This is a genomic window from Kribbella alba, assembly GCF_039529635.1.
GTDB classification, from domain to species: domain Bacteria; phylum Actinomycetota; class Actinomycetes; order Propionibacteriales; family Kribbellaceae; genus Kribbella; species Kribbella alba.
Window position 1 is genome coordinate 646,262 of record NZ_BAAANE010000007.1, and the last position, 16,688, is coordinate 662,949.

Consider the following 16,688-nt stretch of genomic DNA (forward strand, 5'->3'; position numbering starts at 1 on the left):
AGGGTGGAATGGTGATTGCGTCGAGGCGCTGGGCCGCGTTCGTGGCTCTGGTCGGAGTGCTGGCGGGGTCGCTGGCGAGCTGTGGGAAGAACGACCACACTCCGCAACCCGCCGGTTCGACACCGAAGCAGCTGATCCTCAGGGTCGCGACCACCGACACCGTCACCTCCATGGACCCGGCCGGCCCGTACGAGGTCGGCTCACGCACGCTGCAGGCGAACCTCTACCAGACCCTGCTGACGATGACGCCGGACAAGTCGACGCCGGTGCCCGATGCCGCGGACTGCCAGTACGACGCGCCCACGACGTACACGTGCAGCCTCAAGAGCGGGCTGACCTTCCCCAACGGGCACGCCCTGACCTCATCGGACGTGAAGTTCAGCTTCGACCGGATGCTGCGGCTGAAGACCCCGGGCGGTCCCGCGTCGCTGTTCAGCACGCTGGCCTCGGTGTCGACACCCGACGAGCTGACCGCGGTGTTCAACCTGAAGAAGCCGGACGCGCGGCTGCCGTACCTGCTCACCACGACGGCTGCCTCGATCCTGGACGAGGAGTTCTACCCGAGCGCGAAGCTGCTGAACGACAAGGCGATGGGCAGCGGCCCGTACCAGTTGACGTCGTACAAGCCGGGTCAGCGGGCGGTGCTTGCGAAGTTCAAGGGGTACCGCGGAGTGCGTGCGGCGCAGAACGACGGGATCGAGCTGAGCCTGCTGCGGGACTCCACCGCGTTGACCCAGGCGGTGACCACCGGGAAGGCCGACGTCGCCGTCCACGGCTTCGCTCCGAGTGATCTGGACAAGCTCCGGGCAGGGGATCAGGTCCAGGTGGTCGAGGCGGACTCCGCGGAGATCCGGTTCTTCGCCTTCCAGTTCAAGTCGGCGACAGCCCGTAAACCCGCGGTACGACGGGCGGTTGCGCAGCTGATCGATCGCCCGGCCATCGCGAAGAAGGCGTACGGCGATCACGTCACCCCGCTCTACTCGGTGATCCCGCCCGGTTTCGGCGGCCATGTCGACGCCTTCCGGACGGAGTACAAGGAGCCGAACAAGGCCGCCGCGACCGCGATCCTGCGCCAAGGTGGCATCACCGGCCCGGTGACCCTGACCGTCGGCTGGACCCCGACCCACTACGGCCCGGGCGCCAAGGCCGAGGCGCTGGAACTGAAGCGGCAGTTGGAGGCCTCGGGGCTGTTCCGGGTGAATCTGCGCAGTGTGGAGTGGCCGCGCTACCAGCAGTTGGCCGGAGCCGGAGCGTTTGATCTTTATCACGCCGGTTGGCTGCCGGATTATCCCGACGGGGACGACTACCTGGCGCCGTTCGTGCGGGACGGGGCGACCTACCAGGACGGCTACAAGTCCCAGACCGCGAACAAGCTGATGGACCAGGAAATCGCTGAACAGAACCAGCTCGATCGCGAAGCGTTACTGGGCAACCTCCAAGGCGTGCTCGCCAACGACGCGCCCGTGGTGCCGACCTGGCAGGGCCGCTCGACCGTGGTGGCCGGCAAGGGCGTGCAGAACGTCGCCGCGACGCTGAATCCGCTGTCGTTCCTGTACTTCTCGCCACTGCAGAAGTGACGCTCCGCGAGGCTTCCGCGACGGGCGGTACGACGACATGCTTTACTGCGGGATGTCCACGATACGGGACGATTTCCTACGGATCACGATCGGGCAACGCACCCATTCCCGCGTTTGACTCCGGAAGGTAATGGCGGCAGGTTTAGGCGGCAGCCGCACCGAGCGGCCGCGCGGACGAACAGATCGGAACAGGGGTAGCTGATCGCGTGACCACACCACTCGAGGTCGAACCGGGAGCATCGAGCCCGGAAGCCATCTTGCAGGGCGCCCCCCGGATCGAGGGCCGCTCGCTGTGGCGGATCTCCTGGACCAGGCTGAAGCGCGACAAGGTCGCGATGGCCGGTGCGGTGGTGGTCGGGCTGCTGATCCTGATGGCGATCTTCGCGCCGCTGATCGTGAAGGTGCTCGGCGACCCGCCGAACGCGTTCCACCAGGACCTGATCGACACCAAGACCGGCACGCTGGCGCCGTACGGCAAGTTCGGCGGCATCAGCTGGCAGCACCTGATGGGGCTGGAGCCGGTCAACGGCCGCGACATCTTCAGCCGGGTGGTCTACGGCTCGCGCATCTCGCTGCTGATCGCCTTCTTCGCGACGCTGCTGTCGGTCGCGATCGGCACCACGATGGGCGTGATCGCAGGCTTCTTCGGCGGCTGGGTGGACGCGGCGATCAGCCGCTTGATGGACATCTTCCTGGCGTTCCCGCTGCTGGTCTTCGCGATCGCGCTGGCCGGCGTGATGCCGGACGACGCGTTCGGGCTGAAAGGCAACACCCTGCGGGTGTGCCTGCTGATCTTCATCGTCGGCTTCTTCAACTGGCCCTACATCGGCCGGATCATCCGCGGGCAGACGTTGTCGCTGCGCGAACGAGAGTACGTCGACGCCGCCCGCAGCCTGGGCGCCCGGCGGCCGTACATCCTGTTCACCGAACTGCTGCCGAACCTGCTCGGCCCGATCCTGGTCTACTCAACGCTCCTGATCCCGACGAACATCCTGTTCGAGGCGGCCCTGTCGTTCCTCGGCGTCGGTATCCGGCCGCCGACGGCGTCGTGGGGCGGCATGCTCTCCGACGCCGTGACCTTCTACACCATGCCGCACTTCATGTTGTGGCCCGGCCTCGCGATCTTCGTCACCGTGCTGGCCTTCAACCTGTTCGGGGACGGCCTGCGCGACGCCCTCGACCCGCGGGCCCGTTAGTTTCACCTGCAGTTCCAGCTCGACCTAGCTCCTGAGAAGAAGGGGTGGATCGGAAACCGATGAACACCAGACGAATGAAGAGTGCGATCGCCGCCACCGCGGTACTCGCAGTCTTGCTGTCTGCCTGTGGGGGCAACAGCAACAACAACAGCGGTTCCTCCGGTGGCTCCGCCAAGGCGGAGTTCAACGCGGGCCTGACGGGGGTTGTCAGCCCTTCGGACAAGAAGGGCGGCATCGTCAAGTTCGCTGACGAGAGCGCCCCGGACTCGGTCGACACCGGCGACACGTACTACGGCAGCCAGTGGGACATGGTGCGGCTCTACAGCCGCGCGCTGACGATGTTCACCGTCGCGCCGGGCGACGCCAGCAAGAAGCTGGTCGGCGACCTGGCCGAGGGCCTCGGTACGCCGAGTGACAGCGCCAAGACCTGGACCTACAAGATCCGCAAGGGCGTCAAGTTCGAGGACGGCACCGTGATCACGTCCAAGGACGTGAAGTACGGCATCTCGCGGTCCACCGACAAGGGGATCTTCCCGGACGGCCCGACGTACTACGACACGATGCTCAACTGGCCGGCCGGCTACAAGGGTCCGTACAAGACCCCGACGATGAACACCGACTCGGCCATCTCGACGCCGGACGACAACACCATCGTCTTCCACCTGAAGGCGCCGTTCGCGGGCTTCGACTACCTGGCGATGACGCCGCAGACCGCTCCGGTCCCGCAGAAGGGCGACCAGGGCGCGAAGCAGAAGCAGCACTACATCTCCTCCGGTCCGTACATGTTCGCCTCGTACTCGGACGGCAAGAGCTACACGCTGAAGCGGAACCCGAACTGGGACCCGGCGACGGACCCGAACCGTAAGGCGCTGCCGGACGGTATCGACATGCAGATGAACGTCGACGCCGAGGACATCGACAACCGGCTGATCTCCGGTGACGTGGACGTCGCGCTGGCCGGTACCGGTGTCACCGCCGCCAGCCAGAGCCGGGTGCTGAGCGACCCGGCACTGAAGGCCCGCGCCGACAACCCGACGCTGAGCCGCCTGTGGTACACGTCGATCAACCCGACGGTGCCGCCGTTCGACAACATCGAATGCCGCAAGGCGATCGAGTACGCGATGGACAAGACGTCGTACCAGACGGCCTTCGGTGGCGAGTTCGCCGGTGGCGCGCTGGCCACGACCCTGATGCCCCCGATCGTGCCCGGGTACAAGCAGTTCGACCTGTACTCGACGCCGGACGGCAAGGGCGACCTGACCAAGGCCAAGGAGTCGCTGACCAAGTGCGGTCAGCCGAACGGCTTCTCGACCAACATCTCCTACCGCAACGAGCGGCCCAAGGAGAAGGCGACCGCCGAGGCGTTCCAGCAGCAGCTGGCCAAGATCGGCATCAAGGTCACGCCGAAGGGCTTCCCGAAGAAGGACTACTTCTCCACCTACGCCGGCAACCCGCCGTATGTGAAGAAGAACGGTCTCGGCCTGGTCGTGAACGGCTGGGGTGCGGACTGGAACGACGGCTTCGGCTTCCTGTCGCAGATCACCGACTCGCGCGTCATCCGCGACACCGGCGGTTCGTCGAACACCAGCGTCCGGATCCCGGCGGTCGACAAGCTGCTCGACCAGGCGCAGGCGGAGACCGACGTCGCCAAGCGTGAGGCGATCTGGAGCCAGGTCGACCAGATGGTGATGGAGCAGGCGGTCATCTACCCGGGTGTCTACGCCAAGAGCCTGCTGCTGCGGGGCAAGAACCTGACGAACGTGTTCGTCAACCCGCAGCTCGGCATGTACGACTACCTGGCTCTGGGCAAGCCGTAAGTCATCCGTCTTCTTCAGATTAGGTAGGTGAAGGCACTTGCCGGCCGGTCCGGGACTCGCTCCCGGACCGGCCGGCGACGCCGAGGTTTGTGGTCACATACATCATCCGGCGGCTGATCGCCGCCGTCGGTCTGTTGTTCATCGTGAGCGCCATCACGTTCTCGATCTTCTACCTCGTTCCGAGGCTGGCCGGCGCGACGCCGGAAACCCTCGCGACCAGGTACGTCGGCCGGACGGCGACGGCTGAGACCGTTCACCTGACCGCGGAGAACCTCGGCTTCTACGACCCGATCACGGTCCAGTACGCGAACTGGGCGAAGGGCATCTTCGTCGGCGCCAGCTACGACATGGGTGCCGAGACCGAGCACTGCCCGGCGCCCTGCCTGGGCTACTCGTTCATCACCCGGCAGCCGGTCTGGCCCGACCTGCTCGACCGGGCACCGGTGACACTGTCACTGGCGGTCGGCGCCTCCGTCCTCTGGCTGCTCGGCGGTGTGTCGATCGGCGTCCTTTCCGCGCTTCGAAGAGGCAGCCTCTTCGACCGGGCGGCGATGACGGTGGCCCTGGCCGGTGTGTCCATGCCGATCTTCTGGACCGGTCTGATGGCGTTGGCGCTGTTCGCCTACAAGTTCGCCATCTTCCCCGGCGGCGGTTCCTACACACCAATCACCGAGAATCCGGTCAAGTGGGCGCAGGGGTTGCTGTTGCCCTGGATCACGCTGGCCTTCCTTTTCTCCGCGCAGTACGCGCGGCTCACCCGAGCAGGCATGCTCGAGACGATGAACGAGGACTACATCCGAACTGCCCGGGCCAAGGGCCTGACCGAACAGGTCGTCGTGGTGCGGCACGGTCTGCGGGCCGCCCTCACCCCGATCCTGACGATCTTCGGTCTCGACCTCGGCCTTCTGCTCGGTGGCGCCGTGCTGACCGAGAAGGTGTTCAGCCTGAACGGCCTCGGCAAGTACGCGATCACTGGCATCTCCGACCAGGACATGCCCAAGATCATGGGCGTCACCCTGCTCGCGGCGACCTTCATCGTGATCTCCAACCTGGTCGTGGACATGCTCTACGCCGTTGTCGACCCGAGAGTGCGGCTCCAGTGACCGAAACCACCGAACGCAGCAGCATCCTGGACCGCAACGCCTTCCTCCAGGTCCGCGACCTGAGGGTGCACTTCCCGACCGACGACGGCGTGGTGAAGGCGGTCGACGGCCTGTCCTTCAACCTCGACCGGGGCAAGACGCTCGGCATCGTGGGCGAGTCCGGCTCCGGCAAGAGCGTCACCAGCCTGTCAATCATGGGCCTGCACAAGGCCGGTACGGCGCGGATCAGCGGCGAGGTGCTGCTGGACGGCCAGGACCTGATCAGCTCGTCCCGCGAAGAGGTCCGCCAGCTCCGCGGCAAGCGCATGGCGATGATCTTCCAGGACCCTCTGTCGGCGATGCACCCGTACTACACGGTCGGCGCGCAGATCATCGAGGCCTACCGGGTGCACAACAAGGTGACCAAGGCGGTCGCCCGCAAGCACGCGATCGACATGCTCGACCGGGTCGGCATCCCGGAGCCGCACAAGCGCGTCGACGCCTACCCGCACCAGTTCTCCGGTGGCATGCGGCAGCGCGCGATGATCGCGATGGCGCTTTCGTGCGACCCCGACCTGCTGATCGCCGACGAGCCGACCACGGCGCTCGACGTCACCGTGCAGGCGCAGATCCTGGACCTGATCCGGGACCTGCAGCGGGAGTTCAACTCCGCCGTCATCATCATCACCCACGACCTCGGGGTGGTCGCCGAGCTGGCCGACGACATCCAGGTGATGTACGCCGGCCGCGCGATCGAGTACGGCACCGCCGAGGACATCTTCGACCGGCCGCAGCACCCCTACACGTGGGGTCTGCTCGGCTCGATGCCGCGGATCGACAGGGAGCGGAGCGAGCGACTGCTCCCGATCAAGGGCACTCCGCCGAGCCTGATCAACGTGCCGCCGGGTTGCGCGTTCAACCCGCGCTGCAACTACGCGCACCTGAACGGCGGGACCAGCGAGACCGAGGTGCCGCAACTGCTCGACATCGGCGGCGGTCACCAGGTCGCCTGCCACTTGTCGCCCGAGCAACGCCGGCAAGCCTGGGAAACCGACATCAAGCCGAAGCTGTGACGGGGAACGACGGAGCGATTGTGACCACTACTGACACCGAACCGGGCACAGTGGCCCCGCCCGTGGGCGAGGAGATCCTGTCGGTCACGGGCCTGACGAAGCATTTCCCGATCCGCAAGGGACTGCTGCAGCGCCAGACCGGCGCGGTCCGCGCCGTCGACGGCCTCGACTTCACCGTCACCAAGGGCGAGACCTTGTCGCTGGTGGGGGAGTCCGGCTGCGGCAAGACCACCACCGGGCGGCTGCTCACCCGGCTGCTGGAGCCCACCGAGGGCACGATCGTCTTCGAGGGCCGGGACATCAGCCATCTGTCCAACGGCCGGATGCGGCCGCTACGGCGCGACGTCCAGATGATCTTCCAGGACCCGTACGGTTCGCTGAATCCGCGGCACACGGTCGGCAAGATCGTTGGTGCGCCGTTCAAGCTGCAGCACGTCAAGACCGAGGGCGGCACCAAGAAGGCGGTCCAGGAGCTGCTCGAACTGGTCGGCCTGAGCCCGGAGCACTACAACCGCTACCCGCACGAGTTCTCCGGCGGTCAGCGCCAGCGGATCGGGATCGCCCGGACACTGGCGCTGCGGCCGAAGCTGATCGTGGCGGACGAGCCGGTGTCGGCGCTGGACGTGTCGATCCAGGCCCAGGTGGTGAACCTGCTGGAGGACCTGCAGGACGAGTTCGATCTGACCTACGTGATGATCGCGCACGACCTCTCGGTGGTGCGGCACGTGTCGGACCGGGTCGCGGTGATGTACCTGGGCAAGATCGTCGAGCTGGCCGACCGGGTCAGCCTGTACGAGAAGCCGATGCACCCGTACACGCTTGCGCTGCTGTCCGCAGTACCGATCCCGGACACCAAGCGGAAGGGTAAGCAGGAGCGGATCCGCCTGGAGGGCGACGTACCCAGCCCGATCAACCCACCGCCCGCGTGCCGCTTCCACACCCGCTGCTGGAAGGCGCAGGACATCTGCAAGACGGTCGAACCGCCGCTGCTCCAACTGGCCCCCGGCCACCAGGCCGCCTGCCATTTCCCCGAGAACCAGCCGAGCACGAAACTCCGCCCGACCGACACTCCCGCCCGCTGAAACAGCCGTTGCGTCCGAAGACCCGTGGGGCTGGCCCCACGGGTCTTCGGACGTTCTGAATAGGGGCGGGTCGGCAGGGCCGGACGTCGTCTGAGTGTCGCGGCGCCGTACGTTCGACAATGTCGAACGTACGGCGTTGTGTCGCCTCGCTAACGCTCTTAGATTCCAGTTCTCCGTGGTCGTCACGGGGTGGAAGGGAGATCGAGCATGGCAATGTCTGAGACGGTCAAGGCGAAGACTCTCCTGGGGGAGATGTCGGCGGAGTTCGCCGGCACGATGATCCTGATCCTGTTCGGCGTCGGCGTGGTCGCGTCGGTGGTCCCGGCCGCGACCGGCAATCACGACTCGATCGCCTGGGCCTGGGGACTCGGCGTGATGCTCGGCGTGTACACCGCCGGCCGGATGACCGGGGCGCACCTGAACCCGGCCGTGACCATCACGTTGGCGCTGTTCCGCGGGTTCTCCTGGCGCAAGGTGGCGCCGTACGCGCTGGCGCAGTTCCTCGGCGCCTTCGTCGCGGCGCTGATCGTCCGGTGGAACTACAACGACGCGCTGGTCAGGTTCGACCCGGGCCTGACGATCAAGTCGCAGGGCGTGTTCTCCACGCTGCCGGGCAATGGCAACCCGAACCTCGGCGTCGGCGTCTGGGGCGGTCTGCTCGACCAGATCATCGGCACCGCGATCCTGCTCTTCGTGATCTTCGCGGTCATCGACCTGCGCAACACCTCGCCCGGAGTGAACCTGACGCCGCTCATCATCGGGCTGCTGGTCGTCGCCATCGGGATGGCCTGGGGGGCGCTGGCCGGCTACGCGATCAACCCGGCTCGCGACTTCGGGCCCCGGTTGGCCTCCGCTCTCACCGGCTACGGCGGCGGCGCGTTCAAGGACCAGTTCGGCGACTACTACTTCTGGGTACCGATCGTCGGTCCGATCATCGGCGGAGCGATCGGCGGCTTCCTGTACGACCTGCTGGTCGGGCGCTTCCTGCCGATCGCCGAGGAGGAGGAGGGTGAGCGGCCAGGCCGGCTGCCGGAGGAGCCGCCTGCACGGCCCACCAATCCCTGACAGTGCACGACCACCACGACTCGGACCGTTCCGCGGTTGCAGAAAGGAACTCTACTCATGGCTGACTTCGTCGGTGCCGTCGATCAGGGCACCACGAGCACCCGCTTCATGATCTTCGACCACTCCGGCAACGAGGTGGGCAAGCACCAGCTGGAGCACTCGCAGATCCTCCCGCAGGCCGGCTGGGTCGAACACAACCCGGTGGAGATCTGGGAGCGCACCAGCTCGGTCATCAAGACCACGTTGAACGCACAAGGGCTGCAGGCGAGCGACCTGTGCGCGCTCGGCATCACCAACCAGCGCGAGACGGCCGTGGTCTGGAACCGCAAGACCGGCCGTCCGTACTACAACGCGATCGTCTGGCAGGACACCCGGACCGACCGGATCGCTTCGGCGCTCGAGCGCGAGGGCAAGGGCGACGTGATCCGGCAGAAGGCGGGCCTGCCGCCCGCGACGTACTTCTCGGCCGGCAAGGTCCAGTGGATCCTGGAGAACGTCGACGGGGTCCGCGAGGCCGCCGAGGCCGGTGACGCCGTCTTCGGCAACACCGACACCTGGCTGCTGTGGCACCTCACCGGCGGCGCCGAGGGCGGCGTCCACGTCACCGACGTCACCAACGCCAGCCGCACGATGCTGATGAATCTTGAGACGCTCGACTGGGACGACGAGCTGATCTCGTTCTTCAACATCCCGCGTCAGATGCTGCCGGAGATCCGGCCGTCGTCGGACCCGAACAAGTACGGCGAGACGCTGGCGAGGGGACCCCTCGGTGGGGTGGTCCCGCTCACGGGCGACCTCGGCGACCAGCAGGCCGCGACCGTGGGTCAGGTCTGCTTCAACCCGGGCGAGGCCAAGAACACCTACGGCACCGGCAACTTCATGCTGCTGAACACCGGCACCGAGCTGGTCCGGTCGAAGGCCGGCCTGCTCAGCACGATGTGCTACAAGTTCGGCGACGACGCGCCCGTCTACGCGCTGGAAGGGTCGATCGCCGTGACGGGTTCGGCCGTCCAGTGGCTGCGGGATCAGCTGGGCATCATCTCCGGCGCGGCCGAGGTCGAGACGCTGGCCCGGCAGGTCTCCGACAACGGCGGGGTGTACTTCGTGCCGGCGTTCTCCGGCCTGTTCGCGCCGTACTGGCGCTCCGACGCCCGTGGGGCGATCGTCGGTCTGTCCAGGTTCAACACGAACGCCCATCTGGCGCGCGCGACACTGGAAGCGATCTGTTACCAGAGCAAGGACGTGGCGGACGCGATGGAGCAGGACTCCGGCGTCAAGCTCGACGTACTGAAGGTCGACGGCGGTGTCACCGCGAACGAGCTGTGCATGCAGATGCAGGCGGACATCCTCGGCGTGCCGGTGAGCAAGCCGGTCGTCGCGGAGACCACCGCGCTGGGAGCGGCGTACGCGGCCGGTCTGGCGGTCGGCTTCTGGAGCACGACCGACGAACTGGTGCAGAACTGGAACGAGGACAAGCGGTGGGAGTCGCAGTGGAACGACGAACAGCGCGCAGCGGGGTACACGGGCTGGGAGAAGGCCGTCCAGCGCACACTTGACTGGGTTGACGTCGACTGACTGCACGCAGTACTGGGGCTACACAAAGCAACACAACGTAACAAGACGGAAGGAACAGCACAGTGGGCGCAGTGGCACTGTCACCGCAAGCGAGGACCGAGGCCATCGACGCGATGGCGAACGCCGAGGAACTCGACATTCTGGTGATCGGTGGCGGGGTGGTCGGCACCGGCTCGGCCCTCGACGCCGCGACCCGGGGTCTGACCACTGGGCTGCTGGAGGCTCGCGACTTCGCGAGCGGGACCTCCAGCCGGTCCAGCAAGCTCATCCACGGCGGCCTGCGCTACCTGGAGATGCTCGACTTCCGTCTGGTGCACGAGGCATTGCAGGAGCGCGGGCTGCTCCTGCAACGCCTGGCACCGCACCTGGTCAAGCCGGTGCCGTTCCTGTACCCGCTGCAGCACCGCTGGTGGGAGCGGTTCTACGCCGGCTCGGGCGTCGCGCTGTACGACGCGATGGCGCTCAGTTCGGGGCTCGGCGCAGGCCTGCCGCTCCACAAGCACCTGACCCGGGGCGGCGCGATGCGGCTGGTCCCGAGCCTGAAGAAGTCCGCCCTGGTCGGCGCCCTGCAGTACTACGACGCCCAGGTGGACGATGCCCGGCACACGATGGAACTAGCCCGTACTGCGGCGTCGTACGGCGCGCATGTCGCCAACCGGGTGAAGGTGACCGGGTTCCTCCGGCAGGGCGAGCGGGTCACCGGCGTGCAGGCGAAAGACCTGGAGAGCGGGCGCGAGTTCGAAGTACGGGCCAAGCAGGTCGTCAACGCGACGGGTGTGTGGACCGACGACACCCAGGCGATGGTCGGCGAGCGCGGGCAGTACCACGTGCGCGCGAGCAAGGGCATTCACCTGGTCGTGCCGAAGGACCGGATCCAGTCCAGCACCGGGATGATCCTGCGCACCGAGAAGTCCGTGCTGTTCATCATTCCATGGGGACGGCACTGGCTGATCGGCACCACCGACACCGACTGGAACCTGGACAAGGCCCATCCGGCCGCGACCAGCAACGACATCGAGTACCTGCTCGACCACGTCAACGCGGTGCTCACCACGCCGCTGACCCGCGAGGACGTGGAGGGTGTCTACGCGGGGCTCCGACCTCTACTGGCGGGAGAGTCTGAGAGCACCTCGAAGTTGTCCCGCGAGCACGTGGTGGCGCACGCCGCACCAGGGCTGGTGGTTGTTGCCGGCGGCAAGTACACGACGTACCGGGTGATGGCCAAGGACGCGATCGACGCGGCCGCGGCAGCCCTCGACGGACGGGTGCCCAAGTCCGTCACCAAGAACACCCCGCTGGTCGGCGCCGACGGGTACCAAGCGATGTGGAACCAGCGGCACCTGATCGCCCAGCGCTCGGGGCTGCACGTGGCGCGGATCGAGCACCTGCTCAACCGGTACGGCGCTCTGATCGACGAGGTGCTCGAACTGGTCGCCAAAGACCCGTCGCTGGGGGAGCAGTTGCCGGGGACGCAGGACTACCTCAAGGCCGAGATCGTGTACGGCGCGCAGAGCGAGGGCGCGCGGCACCTGGACGACGTACTGGCTCGCCGGACCCGCATCTCGATCGAGGCCTGGGACCGCGGTGTCGGCGCGGCCGAGGCGGCTGCCCGCCTGATGGCACCGATCCTCGGCTGGGACGAGCAGACCATCGACCGAGAGGTTTCCTACTACCAGCGCCGGGTCCAGTCCGAACGCGACTCCCAGGACCAACCCGACGACGAGTCGGCCGACAAGGTCCGCCTCGAGGCGCCCGACATCGTCTCTCCCGCCTGACCGCCCCGCTTCCCTACTTGCTTGCGTCCGAAGAAGTGCGGGTCCTGCCCACCGGTTCTTCGGACGCTGGTTCGGGAGGCTTACAGTGCGAGGCATGGACCTGGCAGAGGTGGTCGAGGCGACCGAGGCGAATCTGATGTTCGAGCTCACCAAGGTCGCGGAGCCGGTACGGGAGCGGATGGGGATCTCCGGCCGGCGGTTCGGTCGGGGGGTCGCGCTGTCGGTGCGCAACGATCCGTCGGAGTTCTGGTCGAGGGCGCAGGGGTTCGGGTTCGACAAGCCGGTGACGGGCGAACTGATCAGCGAAGTGCTGGCCTTCTTCCGCAGCGAGGGCACCGAGGTGGTGAACGTCCAACTGGCACCCGAGGTGCTCCCCGACGACTGGGCGGGGATCTGCCGCAGTCACGGACTCACCGAGGGCCCGACCGTGGTGAAGCTGGCACGTGACGCGGGTCCGGCCGAGCAGCCGCCCACCACCCTGCGGATCGGGCCGATCAAGCCTGCCGACCGGGCCGCCTGGGCGGCGGTGCAGATCGAGGCCTTCGGCTTCGCGGACGACGACGGCCGGATCGCCGAGATGCTTGCCACGATCAACGATCTGCCTGAGGTCACCGGGTACGCCGCTTGGGACGGCGACAAGCTGGTCGCGACGGCCGCCCTGTACGTCGACGGCAAGGTCGGACAGTTCGTCAGCGCCGCCACGTTGCCGGAGTACCGCGGCCGTGGGGCGCAGTCGGCGTTGCTCGCCCGACGGGTGGAGGACGCTTTCGCGGCCGGCTGCAGGTGGATTGCCGCTGACACGGGCAGACCCGGCGACGGTGAGCAGAACCCGTCGCTGAACAACCTGCTCCGGGCCGGCTTCAAGGTCCTCTACGACCGCCCGGTCTGGGTCTGGCGCCAGTGACAGCCGACGCCGCGGCAGCTGTGTTGCTTACGGCACGCTTTCGGGATGTGCTGTTCATTTGGATGTCAGGTTCGGCGACCTAAGGTCGGAGCAGTACGCCGTCATTCTCGCCGGAGGAACCATGCCGCTGGACCGGATCGCCGAACTGCTCGAACTCTCCGAGGCCGAGGCGGTCTGGGGATACGAGCAGGTGGCGCCGCCGGAGGTGCAGGAATCCCTGGGCATGGCGTCCCAACGGATCGGCGGCGGCGTTGTGCTGTCGGTCCGCAACGACGTGACGAACTACTGGAGCAAGGCACTCGGGTTCGGGTTCGCGGAACCGGTGACGGCCGAGCTGATCGCCGAGATCACCGCGTTCTACCGCGATCAGGGGACCAAGCTGGCCACGTTGCAGCTTGCGCCCGCGGTGCTCCCGGTGGACTGGGACGCGATCTGCAAGGCGGAGGGTCTGACACCTGGTGGCACGTGGGTGAAGCTGGCCCGCCTTGCCGGCTTGGTCGAGTCGCCGCGGACCGATATGCGAGTCGGTATCGCCGGCAGCGCTGATGCCGAGGAGTGGTGGTCGGTGTTGCTGCAGGGATTCGGCATGGCCGAGCTGGGGTTGGACCGGATGGCCGCGGGACTCCTCGAGCGGCCGGGCTGGACGGCGTACGGGGCGTGGGACGGCGATCAGATGGTCGCGGCGGCGGCGCTACTGATCACGGGACAGGTGGCCGAGTTCGTGGGCGCGGCGACGTTGCCGAGCCATCGCGGCAAGGGTGCCCAGTCGGCCCTGCTGGCCGCGCGGGCACGGCAGGCCGCTGCCGAAGGGGTGAAGTGGTTGAGCGCCGAGACCGGCAAACCTGCCAAGGGCGAGCAGAACCCGTCCCTCAACAACATGCTCCGCACCGGCTTCGAGATCCGCTACGAACGCCAGAGCTGGACCTGGCGTCCCTGAGGATCATTGATCAGGCCGGATCCAACCGAAAGTCCGCTGTACCGCGGCCTGCCAGTTCGCGTACTCCGTCGCGCGGCGGCCAGGATCCATATGCGGCACCCACTGTCCGGCCCGGTGCCAGTTGCTCCGCAGACCTTCGAGGTCGGGCCAATAGCCGACAGCCAGGCCCGCTGCGTACGCCGCGCCGAGTGAAACCGTCTCGGCGACCATCGGGCGAACCACCGGCACGTCAAGCAGGTCCGCAAGGAACTGCATCAGCAGGTTGTTCGCCGTCATTCCGCCATCGACCTTCAAGGCCTTCAACGCGATCCCCGAGTCGGCGTTCATCGCGTCGACCACCTCGAGCGTCTGGAACCCGGTCGCCTCCAGCACCGCCCGCGCCAGATGGCCCTTGGTGATGTACGACGTCAGCCCGGCGATGACCCCCCGCGCCTCACTCCGCCAGTGCGGCGCGAACAAGCCTGAGAACGCGGGCACGATATACGCGCCGCCGTTGTCCTCGACGGTCCGTGCGAGCGTCTCGATCTCGGCGGCCGTGTGGATCAGCCCGAGCCCGTCGCGGAACCACTGCACCAGCGAGCCGGTGACTGCCATCGACCCCTCCAGCGCGTACGCCGCCGGTTCCGAGCCGATCTGGTACGCCACGGTGGTGAGCATCCCGTGCGTCGACCGGACGATCTCCTTGCCGGTGTGCAGCAGCAGGAACGACCCGGTCCCATACGTGCATTTCGCCTCGCCAGGACTGAAGCAGGTCTGCCCGAACAGCGCGGCCTGCTGGTCCCCGAGCGCCGCCCCGATCCGTACTCCGGGGAGCACCTCCGTGGCGGTCGCGAACACCCCGGACGACGGCCGGATCTCCGGCAGCACGCACCGCGGTACGTCGAACGCGGCCAGCAGTTTGTCGTCCCACTCCAGCGTCTCGATGTTCATCAGCATCGTGCGACTGGCATTAGTCACGTCGGTCGCGTGCAACCCGCCGTCGGGACCGCCGGTGAAGTTCCAGATCAGCCAGGACTCCATCGTCCCGAAGAGCACCTCGCCGCGCTCCGCCCGAGCGCGCAGGCCGGGGGTGTGGTCGAGCATCCAGCGCAGCCGCGGCGCGGAGAAGTACGTCGTCAACGGCAGACCGCACAGATCCGCGAACCGGTCCGGGCCCTCGTCGCCTGCGAGCTCGGTGATCAGCCGGTCGGTCCGGGTGTCCTGCCAGACCACGGCATGGCCGATCGGCTGGCCGGTGCGGCGGTCCCAGAGCAGGCTGGTCTCGCGCTGATTGGTGATGCCGATGGCAACGATCTGGGATGGCTCGGCGCCGATCTGGCGGATCGCGGACGGCACCACCCGGGTCACGTTGCGCCAGATCTCGGCCGCGTCGTGCTCGACCCAGCCCGGCCGCGGGAAGTGCTGCTTGTGCTCGCGCTGCGCCACCGACACCAGCCGGCCGCGCCGGTCGAACAGGATGCACCGGGTCGAGTTGGTGCCCTGGTCCACCGCGGCCACGTACTGCTCCGACATCAGCAACCCCCTCGCGCCTGGCCGTACCGAGCCATCAGCTGTCCTCCCGCAGATCGCGGCCGATCGCCTCGGCGGTGGCGCGGACCATGGTGACCAGATCGGCCCGGTGCCGCAGCCGGCTGTCGCAGATCCGCTCGATCCGGCCGCTCAGCCCGACCGCTCCGACGACGAGCCCGCCGAGCCCACGAATCGGTGCCGCGATCCCGGCCAATTCGACAGTGTGCTCCTCGAGCTCACCGGCCCAGCCCTTCGCCCGGACCGCGGCCAGCTCGTCAGCCAGCCGGGCCGAGTCGGCGATGGTCCTGGTCGTGTACGCCTCGAGCTTCTTCGGCCGGGCGGCTCCGCTCGCGTCGTACGCGAGCACTGCCTTACCCAGCGCGCAGGCATGCGGCGGCAGCGTAGTACCGACGTCCAGATCCTGGTCGCTGTCGTCCGGGCGGAAGACGTGGTGCACGACGACGACCTTGCCGTCGACGAGCCGGCCCACGCGGACCACCTCGCCGCTGCGGGAGGCGAGGGAGTCGGCCCAGTTGATCGCCCGGCTGCGGAGTTCGTTCGGGTCGAGGTAGGTGTCACCGAGGCGGCCGAAGGCGTCACTCAGGTGGTAGTGCGCCCCGCTGTGGTCCTGCTCGACGAACCCCACCTGGTGCAGCGTGCGAAGGATCCCGTGCACGGTCGGCTTGGCCAGGCCGAGGGCATTGCCAAGGTCCGCGACGCCGAGACCGTTCGGTGCCGCAGCCAGCAATCGCAGCACTGCGGCAGCACGCTCGATTGACTGCACACTGCCCGGCACACCCGCAGGCTACCTGTGAATTTCCTGATTAGCTGCGCCTCACGCCGTCGCCGTCAAGGTCATCTCGACCCACCGGAGCCCGGGCACTCGCGATGAGTTTCTCCGCGGCAGGCAGGAAGGTTGCGAGGTCAGCCGGGTCCCGTCCCTCCACCCCGATCGCGAACAGGTGCGGGCCGCCAGCGTAGGTGACGTTTGCGAGCTCAAGCCGCAGAACCGCGGAGCCGCCGAAGCCGTACTTGTTCTCGCCCGCATCGGTCACGCCTCTCGTCGACGACCTCCACCAGCAGTCTGGCCCGCCGC

At 67.5% G+C, this 16,688-nt stretch carries 14 protein-coding genes; 11 read left to right on the top strand and 3 right to left on the bottom strand.

Annotated elements, in window-relative coordinates; all coding sequences use genetic code 11:
- Positions 1-8 precede the first annotated feature (8 nt).
- The 11 genes from ABD210_RS20920 (at position 9) to ABD210_RS20970 (ending at position 14,083) form a co-directional block, all read left to right on the top strand.
- Positions 9-1,577, top strand: a complete 1,569-nt coding sequence (locus ABD210_RS20920; RefSeq protein ID WP_344113518.1) for an ABC transporter substrate-binding protein — start codon at positions 9-11, stop codon at positions 1,575-1,577.
- A 206-nt stretch (positions 1,578-1,783) separates the two neighbouring features.
- Positions 1,784-2,773: an ABC transporter permease gene (locus ABD210_RS20925; protein WP_344113519.1), complete on the top strand. Its 990-nt coding sequence runs from the start codon at positions 1,784-1,786 to the stop codon at positions 2,771-2,773.
- 59 nt (positions 2,774-2,832) lie between these two features.
- Positions 2,833-4,590 carry an ABC transporter substrate-binding protein gene (locus ABD210_RS20930; RefSeq protein WP_344113520.1) on the top strand — a complete coding sequence of 586 codons (1,758 nt, stop codon included), beginning with the start codon at positions 2,833-2,835 and terminating at the stop codon, positions 4,588-4,590.
- An 89-nt stretch (positions 4,591-4,679) separates the two neighbouring features.
- Positions 4,680-5,693, top strand: a complete 1,014-nt coding sequence (locus ABD210_RS20935; RefSeq protein WP_344113521.1) for an ABC transporter permease — start codon at positions 4,680-4,682, stop codon at positions 5,691-5,693.
- Complete coding sequence (locus ABD210_RS20940; protein WP_344113522.1) at positions 5,690-6,745, top strand: ABC transporter ATP-binding protein; 1,056 nt, start codon at positions 5,690-5,692, stop codon at positions 6,743-6,745. Before ABD210_RS20935 ends, ABD210_RS20940 begins: the two co-directional genes overlap by 4 nt.
- Before the next feature lie 17 nt (positions 6,746-6,762).
- Positions 6,763-7,827, top strand: coding sequence for an ABC transporter ATP-binding protein (locus tag ABD210_RS20945; RefSeq protein WP_425552714.1), 1,065 nt, complete (start codon positions 6,763-6,765; stop codon positions 7,825-7,827).
- Positions 7,828-8,034: 207 nt separating this feature from the next.
- Positions 8,035-8,892, top strand: coding sequence for an MIP/aquaporin family protein (locus ABD210_RS20950; protein WP_344113525.1), 858 nt, complete (start codon positions 8,035-8,037; stop codon positions 8,890-8,892).
- A 57-nt stretch (positions 8,893-8,949) separates the two neighbouring features.
- Positions 8,950-10,467, top strand: a complete 1,518-nt coding sequence (gene glpK, locus ABD210_RS20955; protein WP_344113526.1) for a glycerol kinase GlpK — start codon at positions 8,950-8,952, stop codon at positions 10,465-10,467.
- Between the two features lie 62 nt (positions 10,468-10,529).
- Positions 10,530-12,242: a glycerol-3-phosphate dehydrogenase/oxidase gene (locus ABD210_RS20960; RefSeq protein ID WP_344113527.1), complete on the top strand. Its 1,713-nt coding sequence runs from the start codon at positions 10,530-10,532 to the stop codon at positions 12,240-12,242.
- 94 nt (positions 12,243-12,336) lie between these two features.
- Positions 12,337-13,146: a GNAT family N-acetyltransferase gene (locus ABD210_RS20965; protein ID WP_344113529.1), complete on the top strand. Its 810-nt coding sequence runs from the start codon at positions 12,337-12,339 to the stop codon at positions 13,144-13,146.
- 121 nt (positions 13,147-13,267) lie between these two features.
- A complete protein-coding gene (locus ABD210_RS20970) occupies positions 13,268-14,083 on the top strand; it encodes a GNAT family N-acetyltransferase (protein WP_344113531.1) in 816 nt (271 codons plus the stop codon).
- A 3-nt stretch (positions 14,084-14,086) separates the two neighbouring features.
- On the opposite strand, the gene glpK (ABD210_RS20975) is transcribed toward ABD210_RS20970, so the two are convergent.
- The 3 genes from glpK (ABD210_RS20975) to ABD210_RS20985 are packed head-to-tail and all read right to left on the bottom strand — an operon-like array spanning position 14,087 to position 16,647.
- Positions 14,087-15,595, bottom strand: a complete 1,509-nt coding sequence (gene glpK / locus ABD210_RS20975) for a glycerol kinase GlpK (RefSeq protein ID WP_344113533.1) — start codon at positions 15,593-15,595, stop codon at positions 14,087-14,089.
- A 34-nt stretch (positions 15,596-15,629) separates the two neighbouring features.
- The gene (locus ABD210_RS20980; RefSeq protein WP_344113534.1) at positions 15,630-16,388 is read right to left on the bottom strand and encodes an IclR family transcriptional regulator; all 759 of its coding nucleotides are present in this window, start codon (positions 16,386-16,388) and stop codon (positions 15,630-15,632) included.
- Between the two features lie 28 nt (positions 16,389-16,416).
- Positions 16,417-16,647 carry a hypothetical protein gene (locus ABD210_RS20985; protein ID WP_344113535.1) on the bottom strand — a complete coding sequence of 77 codons (231 nt, stop codon included), beginning with the start codon at positions 16,645-16,647 and terminating at the stop codon, positions 16,417-16,419.
- Positions 16,648-16,688 lie beyond the last annotated feature (41 nt).

Coding starts and splice junctions, on each gene's coding strand:
- glpK (WP_344113526.1), top strand. CDS start 8,950: ATGGCTGACTTCGTCGGTGCCGTCGATCAGGGCACCACGAGCACCCGC.
- ABD210_RS20965 (WP_344113529.1), top strand. CDS start 12,337: ATGGACCTGGCAGAGGTGGTCGAGGCGACCGAGGCGAATCTGATGTTC.
- ABD210_RS20950 (WP_344113525.1), top strand. CDS start 8,035: ATGGCAATGTCTGAGACGGTCAAGGCGAAGACTCTCCTGGGGGAGATG.
- glpK (WP_344113533.1), bottom strand. CDS start 15,595: ATGTCGGAGCAGTACGTGGCCGCGGTGGACCAGGGCACCAACTCGACC.
- ABD210_RS20970 (WP_344113531.1), top strand. CDS start 13,268: ATGCCGCTGGACCGGATCGCCGAACTGCTCGAACTCTCCGAGGCCGAG.
- ABD210_RS20920 (WP_344113518.1), top strand. CDS start 9: ATGGTGATTGCGTCGAGGCGCTGGGCCGCGTTCGTGGCTCTGGTCGGA.
- ABD210_RS20930 (WP_344113520.1), top strand. CDS start 2,833: ATGAACACCAGACGAATGAAGAGTGCGATCGCCGCCACCGCGGTACTC.